The organism is Micrococcus sp. 2A (assembly GCF_039519235.1).
In the GTDB taxonomy this organism is placed as follows: domain Bacteria; phylum Actinomycetota; class Actinomycetes; order Actinomycetales; family Micrococcaceae; genus Micrococcus.
The window spans coordinates 2,042,002-2,063,657 of sequence record NZ_CP154351.1; the positions used below are offsets into that span (position 1 = coordinate 2,042,002).

18 protein-coding genes are annotated in these 21,656 nt (G+C 74.2%); 11 read left to right on the forward strand and 7 right to left on the reverse strand.

Features of this window, described 5'->3' with window-relative positions; all coding sequences use genetic code 11:
- Positions 1–77: 77 nt before the first annotated feature.
- Positions 78–2,357: a phosphoribosylamine--glycine ligase gene (gene purD, locus AAG742_RS09400; RefSeq protein ID WP_298712587.1), complete on the reverse strand. Its 2,280-nt coding sequence runs from the start codon at positions 2,355–2,357 to the stop codon at positions 78–80.
- 62 nt (positions 2,358–2,419) lie between these two features.
- On the opposite strand from purD, the gene AAG742_RS09405 reads away from it, so the two are divergent.
- Complete coding sequence (locus tag AAG742_RS09405) at positions 2,420–2,647, forward strand: hypothetical protein (protein WP_298712584.1); 228 nt, start codon at positions 2,420–2,422, stop codon at positions 2,645–2,647.
- Between the two features lie 93 nt (positions 2,648–2,740).
- Here the strand turns inward: AAG742_RS09405 and AAG742_RS09410 are convergent, their stop codons facing one another.
- A complete protein-coding gene (locus AAG742_RS09410) occupies positions 2,741–3,403 on the reverse strand; it encodes a response regulator transcription factor (protein WP_298712581.1) in 663 nt (220 codons plus the stop codon).
- Positions 3,400–4,815: a sensor histidine kinase gene (locus AAG742_RS09415; RefSeq protein ID WP_298712579.1), complete on the reverse strand. Its 1,416-nt coding sequence runs from the start codon at positions 4,813–4,815 to the stop codon at positions 3,400–3,402. Before AAG742_RS09415 ends, AAG742_RS09410 begins: the two co-directional genes overlap by 4 nt.
- Positions 4,816–5,089: 274 nt before the next feature.
- On the opposite strand from AAG742_RS09415, the gene AAG742_RS09420 reads away from it, so the two are divergent.
- From AAG742_RS09420 to purM, 7 genes are all read left to right on the forward strand, one after another.
- On the forward strand, positions 5,090–6,265 hold the full coding sequence (locus AAG742_RS09420) for an ABC transporter permease (RefSeq protein ID WP_298712576.1): 1,176 nt from the start codon (positions 5,090–5,092) through the stop codon (positions 6,263–6,265).
- Positions 6,266–6,322: 57 nt separating this feature from the next.
- Entirely contained in the window at positions 6,323–7,114 is a 792-nt protein-coding gene (locus AAG742_RS09425; RefSeq protein ID WP_298712573.1) for an ABC transporter ATP-binding protein, read from the forward strand.
- 66 nt (positions 7,115–7,180) lie between these two features.
- The gene (locus tag AAG742_RS09430; RefSeq protein WP_248116379.1) at positions 7,181–8,224 is read left to right on the forward strand and encodes an asparaginase; all 1,044 of its coding nucleotides are present in this window, start codon (positions 7,181–7,183) and stop codon (positions 8,222–8,224) included.
- The gene (locus tag AAG742_RS09435; protein WP_343282092.1) at positions 8,224–8,625 is read left to right on the forward strand and encodes a sterol carrier family protein; all 402 of its coding nucleotides are present in this window, start codon (positions 8,224–8,226) and stop codon (positions 8,623–8,625) included. The genes AAG742_RS09430 and AAG742_RS09435 overlap by 1 nt, the downstream gene beginning before the upstream one ends.
- A 79-nt stretch (positions 8,626–8,704) precedes the next feature.
- On the forward strand, positions 8,705–9,172 hold the full coding sequence (locus AAG742_RS09440) for a hypothetical protein (RefSeq protein ID WP_248116367.1): 468 nt from the start codon (positions 8,705–8,707) through the stop codon (positions 9,170–9,172).
- Positions 9,169–10,785 carry an amidophosphoribosyltransferase gene (purF, locus tag AAG742_RS09445; RefSeq protein WP_298712567.1) on the forward strand — a complete coding sequence of 539 codons (1,617 nt, stop codon included), beginning with the start codon at positions 9,169–9,171 and terminating at the stop codon, positions 10,783–10,785. Before AAG742_RS09440 ends, purF begins: the two co-directional genes overlap by 4 nt.
- Positions 10,782–11,951, forward strand: coding sequence for a phosphoribosylformylglycinamidine cyclo-ligase (purM, locus tag AAG742_RS09450; protein ID WP_298712564.1), 1,170 nt, complete (start codon positions 10,782–10,784; stop codon positions 11,949–11,951). The genes purF and purM overlap by 4 nt, the downstream gene beginning before the upstream one ends.
- A gap of 90 nt (positions 11,952–12,041) precedes the next feature.
- Here the strand turns inward: purM and AAG742_RS09455 are convergent, their stop codons facing one another.
- From AAG742_RS09455 to AAG742_RS09465, 3 genes are read right to left on the reverse strand one after another with little or no spacing between them, the layout of a single operon-like run.
- Positions 12,042–12,569: a hypothetical protein gene (locus tag AAG742_RS09455; protein ID WP_298712561.1), complete on the reverse strand. Its 528-nt coding sequence runs from the start codon at positions 12,567–12,569 to the stop codon at positions 12,042–12,044.
- A gap of 55 nt (positions 12,570–12,624) precedes the next feature.
- Positions 12,625–13,569 carry a Sir2 family NAD-dependent protein deacetylase gene (locus tag AAG742_RS09460; RefSeq protein WP_298712558.1) on the reverse strand — a complete coding sequence of 315 codons (945 nt, stop codon included), beginning with the start codon at positions 13,567–13,569 and terminating at the stop codon, positions 12,625–12,627.
- A 7-nt stretch (positions 13,570–13,576) separates the two neighbouring features.
- Entirely contained in the window at positions 13,577–13,807 is a 231-nt protein-coding gene (locus tag AAG742_RS09465) for a DUF3073 domain-containing protein (protein ID WP_248116357.1), read from the reverse strand.
- A 338-nt stretch (positions 13,808–14,145) separates the two neighbouring features.
- Between AAG742_RS09465 and AAG742_RS09470 the strand changes: the two genes are divergently transcribed.
- Entirely contained in the window at positions 14,146–15,924 is a 1,779-nt protein-coding gene (locus AAG742_RS09470) for a PHP domain-containing protein (protein WP_298712555.1), read from the forward strand.
- A 212-nt stretch (positions 15,925–16,136) separates the two neighbouring features.
- Positions 16,137–17,546 carry a M20/M25/M40 family metallo-hydrolase gene (locus AAG742_RS09475; RefSeq protein WP_298712553.1) on the forward strand — a complete coding sequence of 470 codons (1,410 nt, stop codon included), beginning with the start codon at positions 16,137–16,139 and terminating at the stop codon, positions 17,544–17,546.
- A gap of 123 nt (positions 17,547–17,669) precedes the next feature.
- Here AAG742_RS09475 and clpB read toward each other — a convergent pair whose 3' ends face one another.
- Positions 17,670–20,273, reverse strand: a complete 2,604-nt coding sequence (gene clpB / locus AAG742_RS09480; protein ID WP_298712551.1) for an ATP-dependent chaperone ClpB — start codon at positions 20,271–20,273, stop codon at positions 17,670–17,672.
- Positions 20,274–20,423: 150 nt separating this feature from the next.
- Here clpB and AAG742_RS09485 point away from each other — a divergent pair, with 150 nt between their 5' ends.
- A complete protein-coding gene (locus tag AAG742_RS09485; protein WP_298712548.1) occupies positions 20,424–21,623 on the forward strand; it encodes a YihY/virulence factor BrkB family protein in 1,200 nt (399 codons plus the stop codon).
- Positions 21,624–21,656: the final 33 nt, after the last annotated feature.

Here is a 21,656-nt window from a genome sequence, read left to right on the forward strand (position 1 = left end):
ACATCGTCGTCTCCATCCCACGAAGTGGGGACGGAGACGACGATGTCCCTGGCGAAAGTGCCGGGGGGTGGGACGGGTCAGGGGGTGAAGGTCCGGCCCGTCAGCTTCTCGTACGCCTCCACGTAGCGCGCGCGGGTCTTGGCCACGACGTCGGCCGGCAGCGCCGGCGGCTCCTCGCCCGAGGCACGGTCCCACCCGGATGCCTCGCTCGTCAGCCAGTCGCGCACGAACTGCTTGTCGAAGCTGGCCGGCGCGCGCCCGGGCTCGACGTCGTCGGCGTCCCAGAAGCGGGAGGAGTCCGGGGTCAGCACCTCGTCGCCCAGCACGATCTGCCCGGTCGTCGGGTCCACGCCGAACTCCACCTTCGTGTCCGCGAGGATGATCCCGGCCTCCCGCGCGATCGCCTCGGCCCGCGTGTAGAGGTCGAGCGTGAGGTGGCGCAGCCGCGCCGCGGCCTCGTCGCCCACCCGCTCCGCCATCTGCTCGAACGTGATGTTCTCGTCGTGCTCGCCCACCTCGGCCTTCGCGGAGGGCGTGAAGATCACGGGGTCCAGCCGCGAGCCGTCCACGAGCCCGGACGGCAGCGGCAGTCCCGTCACGGCCCCGGACTCGCGGTACTCGGCCAGGCCCGAGCCGGTGAGGTAGCCGCGCGCGATGCACTCCACGGGGAACATGTCCAGCCGCTTGACCACCATGGCCCGGCCGGCCACGGCCTCGGGGACGTCCGTGCTGACCACGTGGTGCTCGAACGGCGACGCCGCCGCGCCGTTGCAGCCCTCCGCGAGCCTCTCGAACCACCACAGCGTCAGCTGCGTGAGGATCGCGCCCTTGTCGGGGATCGGCGGCGCCAGCACGTGGTCGTACGCGCTGATGCGGTCCGAGGCCACCACCAGGAGCGTCTCACTGCGTCCCGGCTCGGCGTCGGCCGGCTCGTAGAGGTCACGCACCTTGCCGGAGTACACGTGGCGCCACCCCTCCAGCTCGAGGGCCTCGGCGCCGTCGAAGCCGCGGCGCCCCCCCGCGCCCACGACGTCGTCGCCCACCGCCGCGCGCTCGTCACCCGCCGCCGTGCGATCCGCGCCGGCACCCGGCACCGCGATCTCGCCGCGCTCGGCCTTCTCGGCGATGTCGGTGCGCCACTGGGCGCCCTCGAAGCGGATCCGCTCCACGCCCTCGTACGCCCGCTCGCGAGCCTCCACGAGGTCCGCCCCACGCCCGACGACGGCCAGCACGCGCCCGCCGTTCGTCACCACGCCGGCCTCGGTCGCGGCCGTCCCGGCGTGCAGCACGTCCACGCCGTCGAGCCCGAGCGCATCCTCGATCCCCACGATCACGTCCCCCTTCGAGGAGCTCGCGGGGTACCCGGCCGAGGCCATGACCACGTCGACCACGGTGTCCGCGCTCCAGGCCAGCTCGCGGTCCGCGCCGAGGCGACCCGCGGCGGCGTCGGCCAGCAGCCCGCCCAGCGGGGTCTCGAGACGGGCGAGCACGGCCTGCGTCTCCGGATCGCCGAAGCGCACGTTGAACTCGATGACCTGCACGCCCTTCGCGGTGACGGCCAGGCCGCAGAACAGCACCCCCGTGAAGGGGGTCCCGCGGCGGGCCATCTCCGCGAGGACCGGGCGGGCCACGCGGTCCATGACCTCGTCCACGAATCGCTCGGGCAGCCACGGCAGCGGCGTGTAGGCGCCCATGCCGCCGGTGTTCGGGCCGGCGTCGCCGTTGTCGATGCGCTTGAAGTCCTGCGCGGGGCTCAGCGGCACCGCGTCCTCGCCGTCGCACACCACGAAGAGGGAGACCTCGGGGCCGTCGAGGTACTCCTCGATCACCACGGTGCCGCCCGCGGCGAAGCACGCCTCGGCGTGGGCCAGGGCCTCGGCGCGGTCCTCGGTGACCACCACGCCCTTGCCGGCGGCCAGGCCGTCGTCCTTCACCACGTGCGGAGCGCCGAACGCGTCCAGCGCGGCCTCGGCCTCGGCGGCGGTGGTGCACACGCGGGCCCCGGCGGTCGGCACGGACGCGGCGGCCATGACCTCCTTGGCGAACGCCTTGGACGCCTCGAGCTGGGCGGCGGCCTTCGAGGGGCCGAAGACGGCGACGCCGGCCTCGCGCAGCGCGTCGGAGACGCCGGCCGCGAGCGGGGCCTCGGGGCCGACGATCACGAGGTCCGCGTCCAGCTCGCGGGCGAGCGCGACGACGGCGGCGCCGTCCGTCGGATCCACCGCGTGGAGCGTGGCGGCATCGGTCATCCCGGCGTTGCCGGGGGCCACATGGAGGGCGCTGACCTGGGGGTCACGGGAGAGGGCGCGGAGCAGCGCGTGTTCGCGGCCGCCGTTGCCGAGCACGAGGATCTTCACGCGCTCCAGCCTACGCGGTGGCGCCTGGCCACCCCGGGCTCGGGCCGCCTACCGTGGAGCCCATGACGATGCCCCCCATCCACCACGGTCGCGCCGACGGACCAGGCCCCGGCCTGCGGACGGCGTGGATCTTCGTGGCCACCCTGTTCACGTGTTCCCTCATCGGCTTCTGGAGCCTCCGCCTGTTCGGGGTCGGCCGGGGCGAGGTCGGCTGGGGCACGGTCGCGGTGATCCTCGCCCTGGCCACCGTGGCCGCCGCCCTCATCACGCGGTTCGTGCGGAACCGCTGAGGCACGGCGGCGGCGCATCCGGTGCGCCCGCCCCCGCACCCGCCCGCCGCGCCCGTTCTTCAGCAGGTCCCGGCCCGCCGCGGTGTCCGCCCCTCAGCGGATGATCCGCCGTCGCCGCGCCTCGGCCACCGCCGCCGTCCGATTGTCCACGCCGAGCTTCTGGAACGCGTGCACCAGGTGCGTCTTCACGGTGGCCTCGGAGATGAACAGCGCCTTGGCCGCCGCCCGGTTCGTTGCACCGCCGCCGATCAGCGTGAGCAGCTCGATCTCTCGCGGCGTCAGCGCCCCGCTGTCCCCGGCCGCCCGGCCCACGAGCCGCGCCGCGATCTCCGGGGCGAGCGCGCGCCGTCCCGCCGCCGCCGTTCTCACGGCGCCCGCGATCTCCTCGCTGCTGGCGTCCTTGAGCAGGTAGCCGGCCGCGCCGGCGTCAAGGGCGGCGAGGATGTCCGCGTCCGCGTCGAACGTGGTGAGGATCAGCACCGGCAGCCCCGGGAACCGGCCCCGCACCGCGCGCGTCGCCGCCACGCCGTCCATGCCGGCGCCCATCTGCAGGTCCATGAGCACGACGTCGACGCCGGGCCCGGCCGCCCCGACCGCCTCGAACTCGGCCTCGGCGGCGGCCCGCTCGAGCACACGCAGCGCCTCCTCGCCGTCGGCGGCCTCCGCCACCACCGCGAGGTCCTCGTGCCCCTCGAGCACGGCGCGCACGCCCGCGCGCACCACGGGGTGGTCGTCCACCAGCATCACGCGGATCATGCGTCCTCCACGCTCGGTCCCCGGTCATCCTCGCGCGCAGGGCCGCTGGGCGTCCGCGGCAGGGGCACCCGCAGCGCGACCACGGTGCCCTCCCCCGGCGCGGACTCCACCGCGGCCTCCCCGCCCAGCAGTTCCATGCGCTCGCGCACCCCGGCGAGCCCGACGCCGGTCGAGCCGTCCGTCCGCGGGGCGTCCGTCCGCGGGCCGCCCGCATGACGCCCGTCGACCCCGGCGGGGTCGACGCCTCTGCCGTCGTCCGCCACGTCCACCGTGATCTCCCCCGGCAGGAAGGCGACGGACACCCGCGCCCGCTCGGCACCGGCGTGCTGGCCGACGTTCGCCAAGGACGCGCGCACCGCCCGGACCAGCGCGGTCTCCACGGCCTCCGGGACGGGCACGGCCTCCCCGACGACGTCCACGTCCGCCGCCACCGGCGTCCCCGCCGCGGCCTGCTGCGCCGCGAAGGCCCGCACCGCCGCCTCGAGGGACTCCACGAGCCCGGCGCCCGTGGCCCCGCTGCGCAGCTCGCGCACGAAGGCGCGGGAGTCGGCGAGGCTCTCCGCGGCGGTCGCGCGCACGGTCTCGAGCCGCTCCCCCGCGAGCGCTGCGTCCCCGTCCCGCAGTGCGTCCTGCGCCGCGCGGGAGACGAGCACGATCGAGGCGAGGCCCTGCGTGAGCGTGTCGTGGATGTCCCGCGCCAGGCGCTCGCGCTCGGCGAGCGCACCCGCCGAGCGCTGGCTCGCCGCGAGGTCCGCGCGTGTCGCCCGCAGCGCCTCGGCCACGGCGCGCTGCCGCTCGGACTCCTCGAGCAGGGCGCGGTAGGCCCCCGAGAGCACGAGCGCGACCACCGCCCCCACGAGGGGGCCGATCACGGCGGCGGGCCGCACCCCCTCGCCGGCCGCGGCCATGCTCAGCCCCACGACGCCGGCCATGGCGAGCACGAGGAGGGTGCCCGCCACCCGGCCCAGGCGGCGGTGCCGTCCCGCGACGTGGCCGGCCACGTGCAGCACCACGAAGAAGAGCGGGAACGCCACCCACGCGACGTCGGGGTGGTGCGCCACGAGCAGACCCCACAGCCCGAGCACGACGGCGAGCCACACGGCCGCCGCGCCCCGGCCGACGTCGGCCCCACGCCGCCAGCGCCGCCGCTCGACCACGGTGCCGGCCAGGTACACGGCGGCGAGCGCGACGGAGAGGCCAACCAGCACGACGGTCGTGAACGGCCCGGGCGTCTGGCCGGCGCCTGCCGCGCGCACGCCCGCGAGCGCCCGGGCCAGCCCGACGGCGAGCATGGCCGCGAAGGCCACGTGCAGGATCACGCGCAGACCCGCCAGCACCGCCGCGGTGCCCGACGGCTCACCGGCCTCGGCGACGGGGGCGGACGTCGTCGTCGGAGGCGGGGTGCTGCTCATGCCGCCACCCTACGGCGGACGCCGCCGGCCCCCGCCCTCCGCCCCCCGAAGCAGGTGTCACGAAACGTTGGTATCCGAGGCGGATTCCCACACATCGTGACACCTCGTTCCGCAGGGGGTGGGGACGGGATCAACCGAAGGGTTGACCCGGGATCAACCGTGGCGGTCGATGTGCGGACCGAGTCCCGGCGGGAGGCTGGAACAGACGTTCCAGCCGGGCGGGAGGCGCCTCCTCCTCCCCGGCGCGACACCCCTCATCGAAAGGACGCGCACCATGTTCCTCGCCCTGCGAGACCTGCGCTTCGCCACCGGCCGCTTCGCCCTCATGGGCTGCGTGGTGGCGCTGATCTCCCTGCTCCTCGTCATGCTCTCCGGCCTCACCGGGGGTCTCGCCCACCAGAACACCGCCGCGCTGGACTCGTTCGAGGAGCAGGGCGTGCAACGGATCGTGTTCGGCGGCGCCTCAGGCCAGGAGCCCACCGCTGACTTCACGCAGTCCGAGTTCACCACCGCCCACCGGGACGCGTGGGCGGCCACCGACGGCGTCGCCGCCGTCGAGCCCGCCGGCGTGAGCCAGGGCCGGCTCGTGGGCCTCGAGCACGCGGTCGAGCCCGCGCCCGGCGCCCTCGCCCCGGCCGACGGCGTCACCCGCGTGGACACGGACGGCGTGCCGACCACCGGCGTCGCGTCGGCCTCCCTGCTCGGGCTCGAGGCCGGCTCCCCGCACGCCCCCGCCGGCCTGGCCGAGGGCACCGTGGTCCTCTCCCAGTCCCTCGCCGATGAGCTGCACCAGGGCGAGGGCGGCACCATCACCTCCTCCGGCGTGCCGCTGACCGTGGTCGACGTCGTCGCGGACTCCTACTACTCCCACACCCCCGTGGCGTGGGTGACCACGCGCGACTGGGCCGCCCTGGCCCACTCGGACGACGCCGACGTGATCGGCACCGTGGGCCTGGCCTCGTTCGACGCCGGCGCGGACGCCGACGCGGTGACCACCGCGGCCGACGACGCCGCCCACACCACCGCCGCCACCGTGCAGGGCTCCTACAACGCCCTGCCGGCCTACACGTCCGAGCACGGCTCGCTCGTGCTGATGCAGGGCTTCCTCTACGGCATCTCGGCCCTCGTGGTCATCGCGTTCCTCTCCATCTGGACGGTGCAGCGCACCCGCGAGATCGCCGTCCTCAAGGCCCTCGGCGGCTCCACGGGATGGGTCCTGCGCGACGCGCTCACCCAGGCGGCCTTCGTCCTCTCCGTGGGCGTGCTCGTCGGCACCGCGGCCGCGTTCGGCCTCGGCCTCGTGGCGGCGAACGTCGCGCCGTTCATCGTGGACCCCGCCACCGTCCTGGTCCCCGCGGCCGGCGTCCTCGTGCTCGGCATGCTCGGCGCCGCGCTGGCCGTGGCCCGCGTGACCCGCGTGGACCCGCTCACCGCGCTCGGCGGCAACTGAGCCACGCCCCGCCACCGCCGCCCGCTCCCCCACACGCCTGCCCGGAAGGACCCCCTCATGAGCACCGCCGCCACCGACCTCCGTCTCACCGCCGCCGATGAGAGCTCCGCCGACCTCGATGCCCTGCGCACCCCCGCCGCCGCGGCCGCCCGTCCCGGGGCCACCCCCGCGCTCTCCGTGCGGGACGCCGTCCTCGAGTACCCGGACGGGGACAACGGCGTGCTGCGCGCCCTCGACGGCGTGTCCCTCGACCTCCTCCCCGGCTCCTACACCGCGATGGTCGGCCCGTCCGGCTCCGGCAAGTCCTCCCTCCTGGCCGTGGCAGCAGGCCTCATCACGCCGACGTCGGGCACCGTGACCGTGGCCGGCCGTGAGATCACGGGCCTGACCCGCGGCGAGCGCACCGCCCTGCGCGGCAAGGAGATCGGGATGATCTTCCAGCAGCCCAACCTGATCGCCTCGCTCACGGCCCGCGAGCAGCTCGAGCTGACCGTGCACCTGGACGAGGACGCCACGCGGGCGGACAAGAAGGCCGCACGGTCCCGGGCCATGGAGCTGCTCGAACGCGTGGACCTGGCCGGCCAGGCGGACCAGCGCCCGCACCAGCTCTCGGGCGGCCAGCGCCAGCGCGTGAACATCGTCCGCGCCCTCATGGCCTCCCCCGCCCTGCTGCTCGTGGACGAGCCCACGTCCGCGCTGGACCGCGAGCGCTCGGCCGCCGTCGTCGCCCTCCTCGGAGAGCTGACCCGGGACGCGGGCGTGGCCACCCTCATGGTCACGCACGACCATGAGTTCCTCTCGGCGACGGACCGGACGCTGACCATGGTGGACGGGCGGCTGCAGGACTGACCCTCCTCTCCCTCGACGCATGCCCCGGACGCCTCCTACGTCCGGGGCCGTCGCTAGGGTGGGGCCATGACCCAGACCCCCGCCGCCCCCGCCGGTCAGACCTTCGCCCTCGCCGACGCCGTCGAGCTCGTCCACGTCACCCGCAACGGGTTCGTGGAGTCCCGCACGGCCGGCGCCGCCGTCGTGACCGGCCCGGACGGCGAGGTGCTCGCCGCGCTCGGCCCCGTGGACGCGCTGATCTACCCGCGGTCCACGCTCAAGCCGTTCCAGGCCATCGCCTCGCTGCGCCACGGCGCGGACCTGGAGGGCGAGCAGCTGGCCCTGGCGTGCGGCTCGCACCGCGGCACCGCCCGCCACCGGGACGTCGCGCAGGGCGTGCTCGAGGCCGCCGGACTGGGCGAGGACGCCCTGCAGTGCCCGCCGGCATGGCCGGCCGACGCGGACGAGATCCTGCGCGCGGTGGCGGACGTGGAGCATCGCGCGGCCAAGACACCGCTGGCCTACAACTGCTCGGGCAAGCACGCCGGCTTCCTCTCGGCGTGCGTCGCCTCGGGGCACGACGTCGGCACGTACCTCGAGCTGGACCACCCCCTCCAGGCGGAGGTCACCAGGGTCATCGAGGAGTACTGCGGCGAGCCCGTGGCCCACGTGGGCGTGGACGGATGCGGCGCCCCGGCCGCCGTCGTGTCCCTGGCAGGGCTGGCACGCGGCATCGGGAAGGTGGCCGGCGCCCCCGGCCGCCGCGACGCCGAGATGCACGCGGCCTCCGTGGCGAACGCGATGCTCGAGCACCCGTGGGCCGTGCAGGCGCCGGGCCGGGCGAACACCGTGGTCATGGAGGAGCTCGGACTGATCGCCAAGCTCGGTGCGGACGGCGTCCTCGTGATGGGCGCCCCGGACGGCACCGCCGCGGCCGTCAAGGCGCTCGACGGCGGCGACCGCGCTGGCACGCTCGTCGCGCTGGCCCTGCTGGCGCACGTCGCCCCCGAGCACGTGGACCACGAGCGCCTCACCGCGGTGCTGCCCCGCGTCGTGCCGCCGATCGAGGGCGGCGGGAAGCAGGTCGGCTCCATCCGCCTGGCCCGGCCCGTGCTCGAGCTGCTCGACTGATGACCGCCGGCTCCGTCCCCCGCCGCCGCGTGCCCGTCGTCGAGGGCCACGCGGCGCTCACCGCGTGGGCCCGCGCGCACGACGAGGACCCCGCCGCCGCGGCCGCCCTCCCGCGCTCGACGCGCGCTATGGCGGTCCGCTTCGCCCTGGAGGAGCTCGCCACGCGCGTGCCCGGCAACTCGGTGGAGGTGCGGGTGCCGCCGTTCGGCGTGGCCCAGTGCCTGCCCGGGCCTCGGCACACGCGCGGCACCCCGCCGAACGCGGTGGAGATGGACGCCGTGACATGGCTGTCCCTGGCGACGGGCCTGACCGCGTGGGGGGCCGCCGTCGAGAGCGGGGCCGTACGCGCCTCGGGCGTCCGCGCCGACCTGGCCGGGCACCTGCCGCTGATCCGGCCGTGAGACGCGCGGTGCGCCACGTCACCCGCGAGGCGAGATCGCCGCGACGTGCCCCGTCCGCCCGCTCGATAGACTGGCCCGCATGACATCCGGCTCCGAGCCAACCCCCGTCTCCCCGCGCGCCCACGCGGGGGCCTCCGACCGGCACCCGTACGTCGTCCGCCGCGCCCCCCGCCTGGCCGCGGTGCTCACCCTGGCCGGCGTGCTGGGCCTGCTGGCCGCCCTCGCGATCACGGCTGTCGTGCACGCCTCCCCCACCCCCGTGGCGGACCCGTACTCGGGCCAGCCCGTGACGTTCGGCACCACCTTCGGCTACATGGCGCTCGCGTGCCTCGTGGCGGCGGCGCTGCTCGGTCTGCTGGCGTGGCTGCTGATGGACCGCCGCTCGCGCACCACCGTCCGCACCGTGGTGCTCGAGCGCACGGACGACCCCGCGCAGGCGGACGTCAGCCTGAACCGCCTCGAGGCGGACGCGCTCCGTCGTCGTGAATCCGGCACCTCCCTCCCCGAGGACCCGGCCGCCCCCGCCGAAAGGACCCCCCAGCAGTGATCTCCGCACGCACGAAGCGTGGCGACGGCCGCCTCACGGCCGCCCTCGACCCCCAGGACGCCGGCCCCCAGGACGAATGCGGCGTGTTCGGCGTCTGGGCGCCGGGCGAGGAGGTCGCGAAGCTGACCTACTACGGCCTCTACGCGCTGCAGCACCGCGGCCAGGAGTCCGCCGGCATCGCCGTCTCGGACGGCAAGCGCATCGCCGTGTACAAGGACATGGGCCTGGTGTCCCAGGTGTTCGACGAGAACACCCTCACGGCGCTGACCGGCTCGATGGCCGTGGGCCACTGCCGCTACTCCACCACCGGCGTGAACAAGTGGGCCAACGCCCAGCCCACCCTCGGGGCCACCGCCGACGACGGCACCGTGGCCCTGGCGCACAACGGCAACCTCGTGAACTCCGCCGAGCTGCTGCGCATGGTCCAGGCCGCGGAGGGCCGACACACCCACGGCGAGATGAAGCAGGGCAACACCACGGACACCGCCCTGGTGACCGCGCTGCTGCACGGCGAGGAGGGCAAGAGCCTCGAGGAGACCGCCCTCGAGCTGCTCCCGAAGATCCGCGGCGCCTACTGCTTCGTGTTCATGGACGAGCACACCCTCTACGCCGCGCGCGACCCGCACGGCGTCCGCCCGCTCGTGCTCGGCCGCCTCGAGCGCGGCTGGGTCGTGGCCTCCGAGCAGTCCGCCCTGGCCACCGTGGGCGCCTCCTTCATCCGCGAGGTGGAGCCGGGCGAGATGATCGCCATCGACGCGGACGGCATCCGCTCCACCCGCTTCGCCGACCCCACCCCGGCCGGCTGCGTCTTCGAGTACGTCTACCTCGCCCGCCCGGACGCCGCGATCAACGGCCGCTCCGTGTACGAGTCCCGCGTGGAGATGGGCCGCCGGCTGGCCCTCGAGCACCCGGTGGAGGCCGACGTCGTGATCCCCGTGCCGGAGTCCGGCACGCCGGCCGCCGTGGGCTACGCGGAGGCGTCCGGGATCCCGTTCCGGCAGGGCTTCGTGAAGAACGCCTACGTGGGCCGCACGTTCATCCAGCCGTCGCAGACGCTGCGGCAGCTCGGCATCCGCCTCAAGCTCAACGTGCAGTCCTCCGTGGTCTCGGGCAAGCGCGTGGTGGTGGTGGACGACTCGATCGTGCGCGGCAACACGCAGCGCGCCGTGGTCCGGATGCTCAAGGAGGCCGGCGCCGCCGAGGTGCACGTGAAGATCTCCTCCCCGCCCGTGAAGTGGCCGTGCTTCTACGGCATCGACTTCGCCACGCGCGCCGAGCTGATCGCCAACGGCGCGGGCGTGGCGGAGATCGCCTCCTCGATCGGCGCCGACTCGCTGGCCTACATCAGCGAGGACGGCATGATCGAGGCCACCGAGCAGCCGCGCGAGCGCCTCTGCACCGCGTGCTTCACGGGCACGTACCCCATCGAGCTGGCCGACGAGAAGCAGCGCGGCAAGGCCGTGCTCGAGGACAGCCCGATCACCGCCGAGGCCACCGAGGTGGTGGACGCAGACGGCTCCGGCACCACCACCGTGGCCTCCACCGGGTGCGAGCCCGGCCCCGACTCCGACGACGAAGCCCTCCTCACCGAGACGGACAGGACCCCGCTGTGACCGACGCCCAGAACACCGCCCCCGCCGCGCAGGACGCCGCCCCCATCACCTACGCCGCCGCCGGCGTGGACGTGGAGGCGGGCGACCGCGCCGTCGAGCTCATGAAGGGCGCCGTGAAGGCGACCCACACGCCCGAGGTGCTGGGCGGCGTCGGCGGCTTCGCCGGCATGTGGGACGCCTCCGCGCTCACCGCCTACCGCAAGCCACTGCTGGCCACGTCCACGGACGGCGTCGGCACGAAGGTGGCCATCGCCCAGGCCCTCGACAAGCACGACACCATCGGCCAGGACCTCGTGGGCATGGTGGTGGACGACATCGTGGTGGTCGGCGCCACGCCGCTCTTCATGACCGACTACATCGCGTGCGGCAAGGTCGTGCCCGAGCGCATCGCGGACATCGTGCGCGGCGTGGCCGAGGGCTGCCGACTGGCCGACACGGCGCTCGTGGGCGGCGAGACCGCCGAGCACCCGGGTCTGCTGGGCGTGGACGAGTACGACGTGGCCGGCGCGGCGACCGGCGTGGTCGAGGCGGACATGGTGCTCGGCCCCGAGCGCGTGCAGTCCGGGGACGTGGTGATCGCCATGGCCTCCTCCGGCATCCACTCCAACGGCTACTCCCTGGTGCGGCGCGTGGTGAACGCGGCCGGCTGGCAGCTGGACCGCGAGGTCTCCGAGCTCGGCCGCACCCTCGGCGAGGAGCTCCTCGAGCCCACCCGCATCTACACGCGGGCGTGCCTGGACCTCGTGACCCGCCTCAACGGGCACGACGGCGGCGCCGACCTCCCCGTGCGCGCCTTCAGCCACGTGACCGGCGGCGGCCTCGCGGCCAACCTCGCGCGGGTGCTCCCCCAGGGCCTCATGGCCACCGTGGAGCGCGACACGTGGGCGCTGCCCCCCGTGTTCCGCCTCGTGGGCGAGCTGGGCCGGGTGCCCCAGGCGGACCTGGAGCGCACGCTCAACCTCGGTGTGGGCATGGTGGCCGTGGTGGACGAGGAGGTGGCCGGCAAGGCGATCTCCGCCCTGCTGGACGCCGGGATCGACGCGTGGGAGATGGGCCGGATCGGCCGGATCACGGACGAGGCGCAGGCCGCCGGCGAGGACTACGTGCAGGGCGCCAAGGGCGTCGACGGCGGCGCGGTCCTGATGCGCGGCGCCTACGCGGGCTGATTCCCACAGCCCCACGCAAGGAGCCCTGCGTCGGTGCCGCTGTCCCGGTGAGACAGCAGCGACCACGCAGGGCTCGTCCGGGTGTGGGGCTCAGTCCGTCCGGGCCAGGAGGTGGCGCGCCGCCAGCACGATCATCGCGATGACGGTGAGGATGAGCATCCCGTCCACGGCGACGTAGGCATAGTGCCAGAGCGATCCGCCGTCGTCGATGCCGGCGAGGACCATGTCCGTGCGGCGGTTGAGGAACGGGCGGATGGCGATCACCTTGATCGCGAGCAGCGCCGTGGCCGCGAGGCCAGCGAGCCACAGCCGGCCGGACCCGGCCGTGATGCCGCGCGGCCGCCCGAGGGCCTTGACGAGGGAGAGCACGAGCACGGCCGCGAGCGCGATCTCCACCATGTTCATCGCGAAGAACACGCGGCGCCCGATGCCGAGGCCCAGCGGGATGGTGATGCCCGGGGCGGTGAACTTCAACGGCGCCTCGATCAGCGAGATGCCGGTGAGCAATCCGAGCCAGATCGCCGGGATCGCGAAGATCAGCGCCCGTGCCCAGACGGGCCCGCCCGCGGAGGGCGAGAGGGTCCGGGAGGTGCGGGGGGCGGCGGCGCGGGTGTCCATGCCCGTCAGGCTACTCGCAGGGCTCGTCTCAGGGGTGTCGTCTCCGGCGGACGGGTCAGAGGCGGGCGTCGAGCCAGGCCAGCGCCTCGGCCACGCCCTCACGCCAGCGCCACTGCGCCCTGGCGTCCGCGCGGGTCGGCCCGCGGTTGATCAGCCCCACCTCGTGCCCCGCACGCTCGGCGCGCAGCACGAACCGGAACCCGCTCATCACCGCCAGGGACGTCCCGACGGCGAGCACCGCGCCGCCGGCGTCGGCCATCTCCTCGGCCGCTCGCCTGCGGGCCACTGGCACGTTCTCCCCGAAGTAGACGACGTCCGGCTTGAGCTCCACGGAGCCGCACGCCCGGCAGCCGACCATCACGAACTCGTCCACCCACCGGGCGTCCAGCGTCACGTCGCCGTCCGGGTTCACCGCGGCCGGGTCGATCGCCACCCGCTCCAGGTAGCCGGGATTCGCGGCCTCGAGCCGCACATCCAGCGCGCGGCGGGACTCGGTGGCGCCGCAGGTCAGGCACGCCACCCGCGCGAGGTCGCCGTGCAGCTCGATCAGCCGCTCCCCCGGCACGCCCGCCTCGCGGCCGGCGGCGGCATGCAGCCCGTCCACGTTCTGCGTGAGGATGCCCGCGATCCGCCCCTGCTGCGCCCAGCGCGCCAGGATCCGGTGCGCCTCGTTGGGCTGCGCCTGATCCATCCGGCGCCAGCCCACGAAGGAGCGCGCCCAGTAGCGGTGGCGCGCGGCGGGGTCGTCCCGGAACTCCTGGAAGGTCATCGGGCGGTGCCGGTGGAGCGAGCCGTTCGGCCCGCGGTAGTCGGGGATCCCCGAGTCCGTGGAGACGCCCGCGCCCGTGATGACGAGCGGGGTCGTGGTCTGCAGCAGGCGCAGAAGACCCCGAGACGCGGTCTCGGGGTCCTGCGGTGGTGCGGTGTCCTCCACGACGCGGGCGATCGACCGCAGCGCGGCCTGATGCCCGTCGAGCGCGGGATGCCTCACCGGTGTCATCGTGACGTCATCGCACGCGCGATGCGTCGTCCTCGTCCTCGTCGGCGTAGAGGTCGGCGTAGGGATCCTCGTAGAGGTCGTCGCCCTCCGTCTCCGGCTCGGGCTGCGCGACGGGAGTGACGTGCGTACGTCCGCCCGCGAGCTCCCGCTCCAGTGCCGAGAGGTCTGTGCCAGGCGTGTAGTACTTCATCTCACGTGCCTGCTTGGTGGCTTTCGCCTTCTGACGGCCGCGCCCCATGAGCGTGACCCCCTTCGCATCTCTCGTGCCCGGGTCTGACGGCGCTCAGAGGCCGGCCGGGTTCTCACTGGTCAATAAATGGTTCGTGCAGTCAAGGGTACAACACCACCCCGACGTCGGGCACTCGCCCGCGGGGGCCCGAGCGGGAGGCGACGGCACCCCGCCGACGTCCCGTTCAGCCCTCCGCGGGCGGCGCGCTCCCGCCCCACCGTCGTCCGGACGCTGTTCATGTGGGCGTCACCCGAGGTCAACCCGCGGTCCGGCCGTTGTTACGGGCCGGTTCCCTCCCCCGCGCCAGCCTCGACTGTCCCCACCCGTCCCCACGAAAGGCCACCGCCGTGTGCACCTCGTGCAACACCTCCTCCCCGTCCCTCACCCCCGGCCAGCTCGCCGACGTCCGCGAGCGCGGCGACCAGGAGCTCGCCCGTCTCGGCTACGACCGCCGGCAGATCCTCTCCGCCGGCGCCGCCCTGGCGGCCGCCGCCGGCCTGAGCGCCCTCGGCGCCGCGGACGCCCATGCCGCCCCCGCCAAGGCCCGCGGCGGCGCCCCCCAGAAGCTGACGTGGCTGGTGGGCGACCACCACGTCCACACTCAGTACTCGCACGATGCGAAGTACACGATCCCCATGCAGCTGGACGCGGCCGAGCGGTTCGGCGTCGACTGGCTCGCCTTCACCGAGCACTCCAACGTCGCCCACGCGGACCGCGGCGTCTTCGCGCACCTCGAGGAGATCCGCCGCGAGCGCCGCCGCCGTGACCTGCTGATCTTCCAGGGCATCGAGTGGTACATCCCGGCTGCGGAGCACGGCACGGTCTTCGTCCATCCCGGTGAGAACGAGGCCCGCCTCCTGCGCGCCTTCGAGCTGGCGTGGGACGGCAAGCTCAACGGCTGGGAGAAGCCCGCCGTCGGCAGCGCGGCCGAGGCCGAGCAGCAGCAGAAGGCCGCCGCCGCAATCGCCTGGCTCGGCGATCAGGTCCGTCAGGGCACGGTGGCCGACGCCCTCGTCCTCGCCAACCACCCGATGCGCCTGGGCATCGACTCCCCCGCCGAGATGCGACGGTGGCGTGACGCCGACCGGACCATCATGATCGGCATGGAGGGCTCCCCCGGCGCCCAGGGCTACCCGGCTGGCAAGAACGTGGGCCCGGGTGACCAGCGCGGCGAGTACGTGAACAAGCCCCGGCCGGACTCCTGGCCCGGATACACGCTGGACATGTACCGCCCCTACGGCGGCTTCGACTGGATGACCGCCTCCGTCGGCGGCCTGTGGGACTCCATGCTGGCCGAGGGCCTCCCCTTCTTCATCACCGCCAACTCGGACAACCACCTCACGGCGTGGGACACCTGGCGGATCGGCGACTACCCGAACCGCGAGCCGTACACGTCCCTGCCGCAGGAGTTCGACCGCTGGTCGGTGGAGGGAAAGCGCCCGGACCCGGTGGACACCGGTGTGCCCCAGGGCGGCTCCGACTACTGGCCGGGCCAGTTCTCCCGGATCCACACGGGCGTCACGGAGCGCAGCTACGGCGCCGTCATGGAGGCCATGCGCGCCGGCCGGATGTGGGTGGACCACGGTCACCTGCTCGCCGGCCTGGACGTGCATGTCTCGGCGTCCCAGCCGGGCCGTGGCCTGGGCCGCGGGCGCGGTCACGGCCACGGCTGGGGCAACGCCTCCGGCCAGGCGGTCACCCTCGGCGGGACCCTCACGGCCCAGCGCGGCCAGGACGTCACCGTCACCGTCACGGTCACGACGACGGACACGCCGAACTCGGCGGGCATCCTGCCCCAGCCGGCGCATGTGGACATCATCGGCGGGCCGATCACCGGCCCCGTGGCCGACCGCGACTCCTGCCGCGCACCGGGCACCCGCGTGCTGAAGGCCTTCGACACCACCGGCCGCCGCGGCACGTTCACGCTGACGCACACGTTCCGGGACGTGCAGGAGTCGTTCTACGTGCGCTTCCGCGGCTCGGACGGCAAGCGCAATGGTGCGGGCTACTTCGGCGCCGACGTCGACCCGCACGGCCCGATCCGCCATGGCGACGAGGTCGGCGACGGCAACCCCTGGATCGACACCTGGTTCTACGCCAACCCGGTGTTCGTGCAGGTCGCCTGACCGCCCCCCCCCCCCCCCCCCCCCGGCCGACGAGTCGACGTCGTCCGCGGCCTCCCGCACAGGGATCCCGCGGGCGACGTCGACTCGTCTCCCCCGCCGGAGCCGGTGGCCCGTCCGGCGGGACGGGCATGACGGAGCCCTCGCCCGCCTCCCCCGGGCCGCGCTATCTTGCGAGCGTCACACCCATCCGGACCGCTCGAACAGAGGACCCCATGCGCCGCACCCCCGCCCTGCTGGCCGCCGCCGCCCTGGCCGCCACGCTCGCCTCCGCCTCCGCCCCCGTCTCGCTCGCCGCCCCGGCTCACGTGCCTGCCGGCCACCCGGCCGCCGCGGGCCCCGCCGGCCTCGGCCCGGGCCTGAACCGCGCCGGCGGCAGCACGAACTCCCCGGAGAAGCTCGTGCGCGCGATCTCCGAGGAGAACCTGCGCCGCGACGTCGCGGCCTTCGCCGGCGTCGCGCAGGAGCACGGCAACCGCGCGGCCGGCACCCCTGGCTACCGCGCCTCCCTGGACCACGCCGTGGGCGAGCTGGAGAGGGCCGGCTACGACGTCGAGCTGCAGGAGTTCGAGATCACCTACACGGAGACCCTGGAGGACGTGCTGACCCAGTCAGGCCCCGTGGCCCGCGACCTCGAGCACACGGTCTTCACCTCCTCCCCCTCGGCCCACGTGGCCGCGGCCCCGCTGGCGGCCCCCGCGGGCGAGGCCACCGCCTGCACCCCGGCCGACTGGGCCGGGACGGACCTGACCGGGCAGGTCGCGCTCGTCTCGCGCGGCACGTGCTCCTTCGCCCAGAAGTCCCAGGCGGCCGCCGCGGCCGGCGCCGAGGCCGTGATCGTCTACAACAACGCCGACGGCGCGCTCAACGGCACGCTCGGGTCGGACGCGGCCGGCACGGTCGGGACGGTGGGCGTCACCCGCGAGCTCGGCCAGGAGCTGCTGGCCCAGGTCCGGGCCAGCGGCGCGAACGTCACTCTGGACCTCGAGCAGCTCGTGGAGCAGCGCCCCACCTGGAACGTGCTCGCCGAGACGCGCACGGGAAGCGACGACGACGTCGTCCTGGTGGGCGCGCACCTCGACGGCGTGCCGGCCGGCCCGGGCATCCACGACAACGCCTCGGGCGCCGCCACCGTGCTCGAGGTGGCCCGCCAGGCGGCCAAGGCCAACAAGGCCGAGTCGAAGGTGCGCTTCGCCCTGTGGGGCGCCGAGGAGATCGGCCTGCTGGGCTCGACGCACTACGTGGACTCGCTCTCCGCCGCCGAGCGCGAGGCGATCACCGTCTACACGAACCTGGACATGGTGGCCCCGCTGGACCACCAGAACGCCCTCGGGGTGCTGACCGCGGACTGGTCGATCGGCGCGGAGGCGCTGCTCGGCGCGCAGCTGGACCGGGACGGCCATCCGCATCAGGCGGAGGGGAGCAACGGCCGCTCCGACTACGCCCCGTTCGTGGAGGCCGGCATCCCGGCCACGGGCCTGCTGTCCCTCCACGACGACAACTACCACACGCCTCAGGACGACCTCGCCAACGTCTCGTTCACCACGCTGACCCACACGGCCCGCGCGGTGGCGCACCTGGTGGGCACTCTCCAGCAGGACGCCGACGCGCTCGGCGCCCGCTGACGCCGTCCCGGACACGGACACGGACACGGACGAGTCGACGCTTTTCGCGACCTCCCGCTCGGGGCAGCCGCAGAAAGCGTCGACTCGTCCGTCGGCGGAGGCGACGATGACGACGCCGGCACCTCAGCCCCGGCGCGCCTCCACGCTCAGCCCGTCGGCGTCCGCGCCCTCGACACGGTCCACCAGCACCGTGTCGCCGTCGGCGATCGTGCCGCCCAGCAGGCCGCGGGCCAGCCGGTCGCCGATCTCCCGCTGCACGAGACGGCGCAGCGGGCGGGCGCCGTACGCCGGGTCGAACCCGGTCAGGGCAAGCCACTCGCGGGCCGCGTCCGTGACCTCGAGGCTCAGGCGGCGGCCGGTGAGCCGCTCCTGCATCGCGTCCACCTGCAGGTCCACGATCTTCGCGAGCTCGGCCACGCCGAGCGCGTCGAACAGGACGACCTCGTCCAGCCGGTTGAGGAACTCCGGCTTGAACGCCCCGCGGACCACGTTCATCACGGCGTCCTTGCGGGCCTGCTCCTGCATCGACGGGTCCACCAGGAACTGGCTGCCCAGGTTGGACGTGAGGATCAGGATCACGTTGCGGAAGTCCACGGTGCGGCCCTGGCCGTCGGTGAGGCGGCCGTCGTCGAGCACCTGGAGCAGGATGTCGAAGACCTCGGGATGGGCCTTCTCCACCTCGTCCAGCAGCACCACGGAGTACGGGCGCCGCCGCACGGCCTCGGTGAGCTGGCCGCCCTCGTCGTAGCCGACGTACCCGGGAGGGGCGCCGACCAGGCGGGACACGGCGTGCTTCTCCGAGTACTCGGACATGTCGATGCGCACCATGGCGCGCTCGTCGTCGAAGAGGAACTCCGCGAGCGCCTTGGCGAGCTCGGTCTTGCCCACGCCCGTGGGGCCCAGGAAGAGGAACGAGCCGGTGGGGCGGTTGGGGTCCGAGATGCCGGCGCGGGCACGGCGCACCGCATCCGAGACGGCGACGACGGCGGCCCTCTGCCCGATCAGCCGCTCCCCGAGGTGCTCCTCCATGGTGAGCAGCTTCTCCGACTCGGAGGCCAGCATGCGCCCGGCGGGGATGCCGGTCCACGCGGAGATGACCTCGGCGATGTCGTCCGCCGTGACCTGCTCGGACACCATCGGCGAGACCTCGTCCTCGGGTGCCTCCTCGGCGCGGCGGTCGGCCTCCTCGAGCTGCTTCTCCAACGCCGGGATCTCGCCGTACAGCAGGCGCGAGGCCTCGGCGAGGTCGCCGTCGCGCTGGGCCTTCTCGGCGAGCGAGCGCAGCTCGTCCACCTTGGCGCGCAGGTCGCCGGCCTCGTTGAGCGAGGCCTTCTCGGCCTCCCACCGGGCGGTGAGGGCGCGCAGCTCCTCCTCGCGGTCCGCCTTCTCGGCGCGCAGCCCCTCGAGGCGCTCCACCGAGCCCGGATCGGTCTCGCCGTCGAGGGCGAGCTCCTCCATGGTGATGCGGTCCACCTGGCGGCGCAGGACGTCGATCTCCACGGGGGCCGAGTCGATCTCCATGCGCAGCCGCGAGGCGGCCTCGTCCACGAGGTCGATGGCCTTGTCCGGCAGCTGGCGGCCCGTGATGTAGCGGTCCGAGAGGGTCGCGGCGGCCACGAGCGCCGAGTCCGCGATGGCAACCTTGTGGTGCGCCTCGTAGCGCTCCTTCAGGCCGCGCAGGATCGCGATCGAGTCGTCCACGGACGGCTCGCCCACGTACACCTGCTGGAAGCGGCGCTCCAGCGCGGGGTCCTTCTCGATGTTCTCGCGGTACTCGTCCAGCGTGGTGGCGCCGATGAGGCGCAGCTCGCCGCGGGCCAGCATGGGCTTGAGCATGTTGCCCGCGTCCATGGCGCCCTCGGAGGCACCCGCTCCCACCACGGTGTGGATCTCGTCGATGAACGTGACCACCTGGCCGTCCGACGCCTTGATCTCCTCGAGCACCGCCTTGAGCCGCTCCTCGAACTCGCCGCGGTACTTCGCGCCCGCGATCATCGCGCCGAGGTCCAGGCTGATGAGCTGCTTGCCGCGCAGCGACTCGGGCACGTCGCCCGCCACCATGCGCTGGGCCAGGCCCTCGACGACGGCGGTCTTGCCGACGCCCGGCTCGCCGATGAGCACGGGGTTGTTCTTGGTGCGGCGCGAGAGCACCTGCACGAGGCGGCGGATCTCCGAGTCGCGGCCGATCACGGGGTCGAGCTTGCCCGAGCGGGCGACCTCGGTGAGGTCCGTGCCGAACTTCTCCAGCGACTGGAAGGTGTTCTCCGGATCCGGGGAGGTCACACGGGTGTCCCCGCGGACGGCGGTGAGGGCAGCCGCGAGCGCCTCGGCGGTGGCGCCGGCGGAGCGCAGGGCCTCCCCGGCCTCGCCCGCGTCCCCGGCCAGGCCGAGGAGCAGGTGCTCGGTGGAGACGAAGTCGTCCTGACGCTGCTCGGCCTCGGCGCGCGCGTTCTGCACCACCTGCAGGCCGGCGCGGGAGAGCTGTGCCTGCGCCACGGTGGAGCCCTTGGAGGAGGGCAGGCGGCGGATGGCCGAGGAGGCCGCCGTGGAGACGGCGTCGGGGTCCGCCCCGGCGGCCTTCAGCACCGCGACGGCGACGGACTCCCGCTGGTCCATGAGGGCCTTCAGGAGATGGGCCGGCTCCACCTGCGGATTTCCGGCGGTGGAGGCGTTCATGGCCGCGGCCGAGAGCGCCTCCTGGCTCTTGGTGGTGAACTTGGCATCCATGTGCCTCGCTCCTTTCCTCCCCGACGACGGGGGTGTCTGGGCAACCGCCGCGCGGAGGCCTGATCCACCGCCCCGGCAACGTTGAGTCTAATCAACTCAACCATGGGCGGCCAGGCTGTATTCCCGCCGGCGCCCACTACCGTTGACCCCATGGCCGGCTCCACCGCAGCGCTCCGCGATCCCCGCACGTACGAGCACCCGCGGCTCTCCCTCCTCTACGTCATCCGCCGCACCTTCCACCGCCTCATGGATCTCCAGGTGTGGGACGTGGCCGCCGCCATGAGCTTCTTCGGCGCGCTGTCCCTGCTCCCCATGGGCGTCGCCCTCCTCGCCCTCGTGTCGGTGCTGGGCGTGGAGGAGGAGACCGTGCGCACCGTCGCGACGCTCGCGGCCGACCTGTGGCCCACCCTCACGCAGGAGGACGTGCAGGCGTGGCTCCTCTCCCTCCACGCCTCGAACACGAGCGTCGTCGCCTTCACGCTGGGCCTGCTCGGCGCGGTCTTCTCCGCGTCCGGCGCCGTGGCCGCCTTCCACCGCGCGATGCACCGCATCCACGACACCCGGGAGGGTCGCCTCCTCCCCCATTTCCGGCTCGTCATCTTCCTCGAGACCCTCGCGGTCCTGACCGGCACCGTCGTGGTCGTCGGCCTCGTGATCCTGGGCGGAGACCTCGCCGAGCTCCTCGGGGAGCTCATCGGCCTGCCGCGGGTGGCCGTGCAGGTCTGGAACATCGGGAAGTGGCCGGTCATCCTCGCGATCCTGGCCCTGGCCGTCACCCTCGCCTACCGGCTCGGCCCCAACGTCCGCTCCCCGCGCTACCGTCCCTTCTCCTCCGGCGGGGTGATCACGGTCTGCCTGCTCTTCGGCGCCACCCTCGCCCTCGGCTGGATCACGGCCACCTTCGGCCAGTTCGAGCTCGTGGGACGGATCAACTCCGTGATCGGCGTGCTCGGCCTCGCCTGGGCCGCCTGCATGGTCCTCGTGGCGGGGGCCGCGTACGACGCGGAGCGACTGCGCGCCCGCCAGGTCGCCGTCGGCGTGGACGCCTCCGCGGAGATCCAGCTGGCCACCCGCCACACCCGCGTGCTCGAGATGGCGGAGCGTCAGGAGGAGCGGGACCAGCAGCTCGCCGCGCTCGTGTGCGCCGCGGTCCTCTCCGGGGAGCCTCTGACGGCCGAGCGCACGCGGATGCTCACGGAGGCCGGCCACCCGTTCGCGGTGGAGGCACCGGGCCGCCGCCCCGAGGACCTCAGCTCCGGCCGCCCCTTCCACGCCTCGCCGCTCCGGGACGAGGCGCACCTGGGCGAGGACGTCGTCATCCCTGAGCCGCGCGGCCGCGGCTCCGCGTGACACACCGACACGGAGGCGGCCTCGGCCCGCCGG

Bases quoted from the DNA above. Each gene is read 5' to 3' on its own strand.
- AAG742_RS09455 (WP_298712561.1), bottom strand. From the start codon at position 12,569: ATGGACACCCGCGCCGCCGCCCCCCGCACCTCCCGGACCCTCTCGCCC.
- clpB (WP_298712551.1), bottom strand. From the start codon at position 20,273: ATGGATGCCAAGTTCACCACCAAGAGCCAGGAGGCGCTCTCGGCCGCG.
- AAG742_RS09425 (WP_298712573.1), top strand. From the start codon at position 6,323: ATGAGCACCGCCGCCACCGACCTCCGTCTCACCGCCGCCGATGAGAGC.
- AAG742_RS09410 (WP_298712581.1), bottom strand. From the start codon at position 3,403: ATGATCCGCGTGATGCTGGTGGACGACCACCCCGTGGTGCGCGCGGGC.
- AAG742_RS09485 (WP_298712548.1), top strand. From the start codon at position 20,424: ATGGCCGGCTCCACCGCAGCGCTCCGCGATCCCCGCACGTACGAGCAC.
- AAG742_RS09475 (WP_298712553.1), top strand. From the start codon at position 16,137: ATGCGCCGCACCCCCGCCCTGCTGGCCGCCGCCGCCCTGGCCGCCACG.
- AAG742_RS09405 (WP_298712584.1), top strand. From the start codon at position 2,420: ATGACGATGCCCCCCATCCACCACGGTCGCGCCGACGGACCAGGCCCC.
- AAG742_RS09435 (WP_343282092.1), top strand. From the start codon at position 8,224: ATGACCGCCGGCTCCGTCCCCCGCCGCCGCGTGCCCGTCGTCGAGGGC.
- AAG742_RS09440 (WP_248116367.1), top strand. From the start codon at position 8,705: ATGACATCCGGCTCCGAGCCAACCCCCGTCTCCCCGCGCGCCCACGCG.
- AAG742_RS09420 (WP_298712576.1), top strand. From the start codon at position 5,090: ATGTTCCTCGCCCTGCGAGACCTGCGCTTCGCCACCGGCCGCTTCGCC.
- AAG742_RS09465 (WP_248116357.1), bottom strand. From the start codon at position 13,807: ATGGGGCGCGGCCGTCAGAAGGCGAAAGCCACCAAGCAGGCACGTGAG.
- AAG742_RS09430 (WP_248116379.1), top strand. From the start codon at position 7,181: ATGACCCAGACCCCCGCCGCCCCCGCCGGTCAGACCTTCGCCCTCGCC.
- AAG742_RS09460 (WP_298712558.1), bottom strand. From the start codon at position 13,569: ATGACACCGGTGAGGCATCCCGCGCTCGACGGGCATCAGGCCGCGCTG.
- AAG742_RS09415 (WP_298712579.1), bottom strand. From the start codon at position 4,815: ATGAGCAGCACCCCGCCTCCGACGACGACGTCCGCCCCCGTCGCCGAG.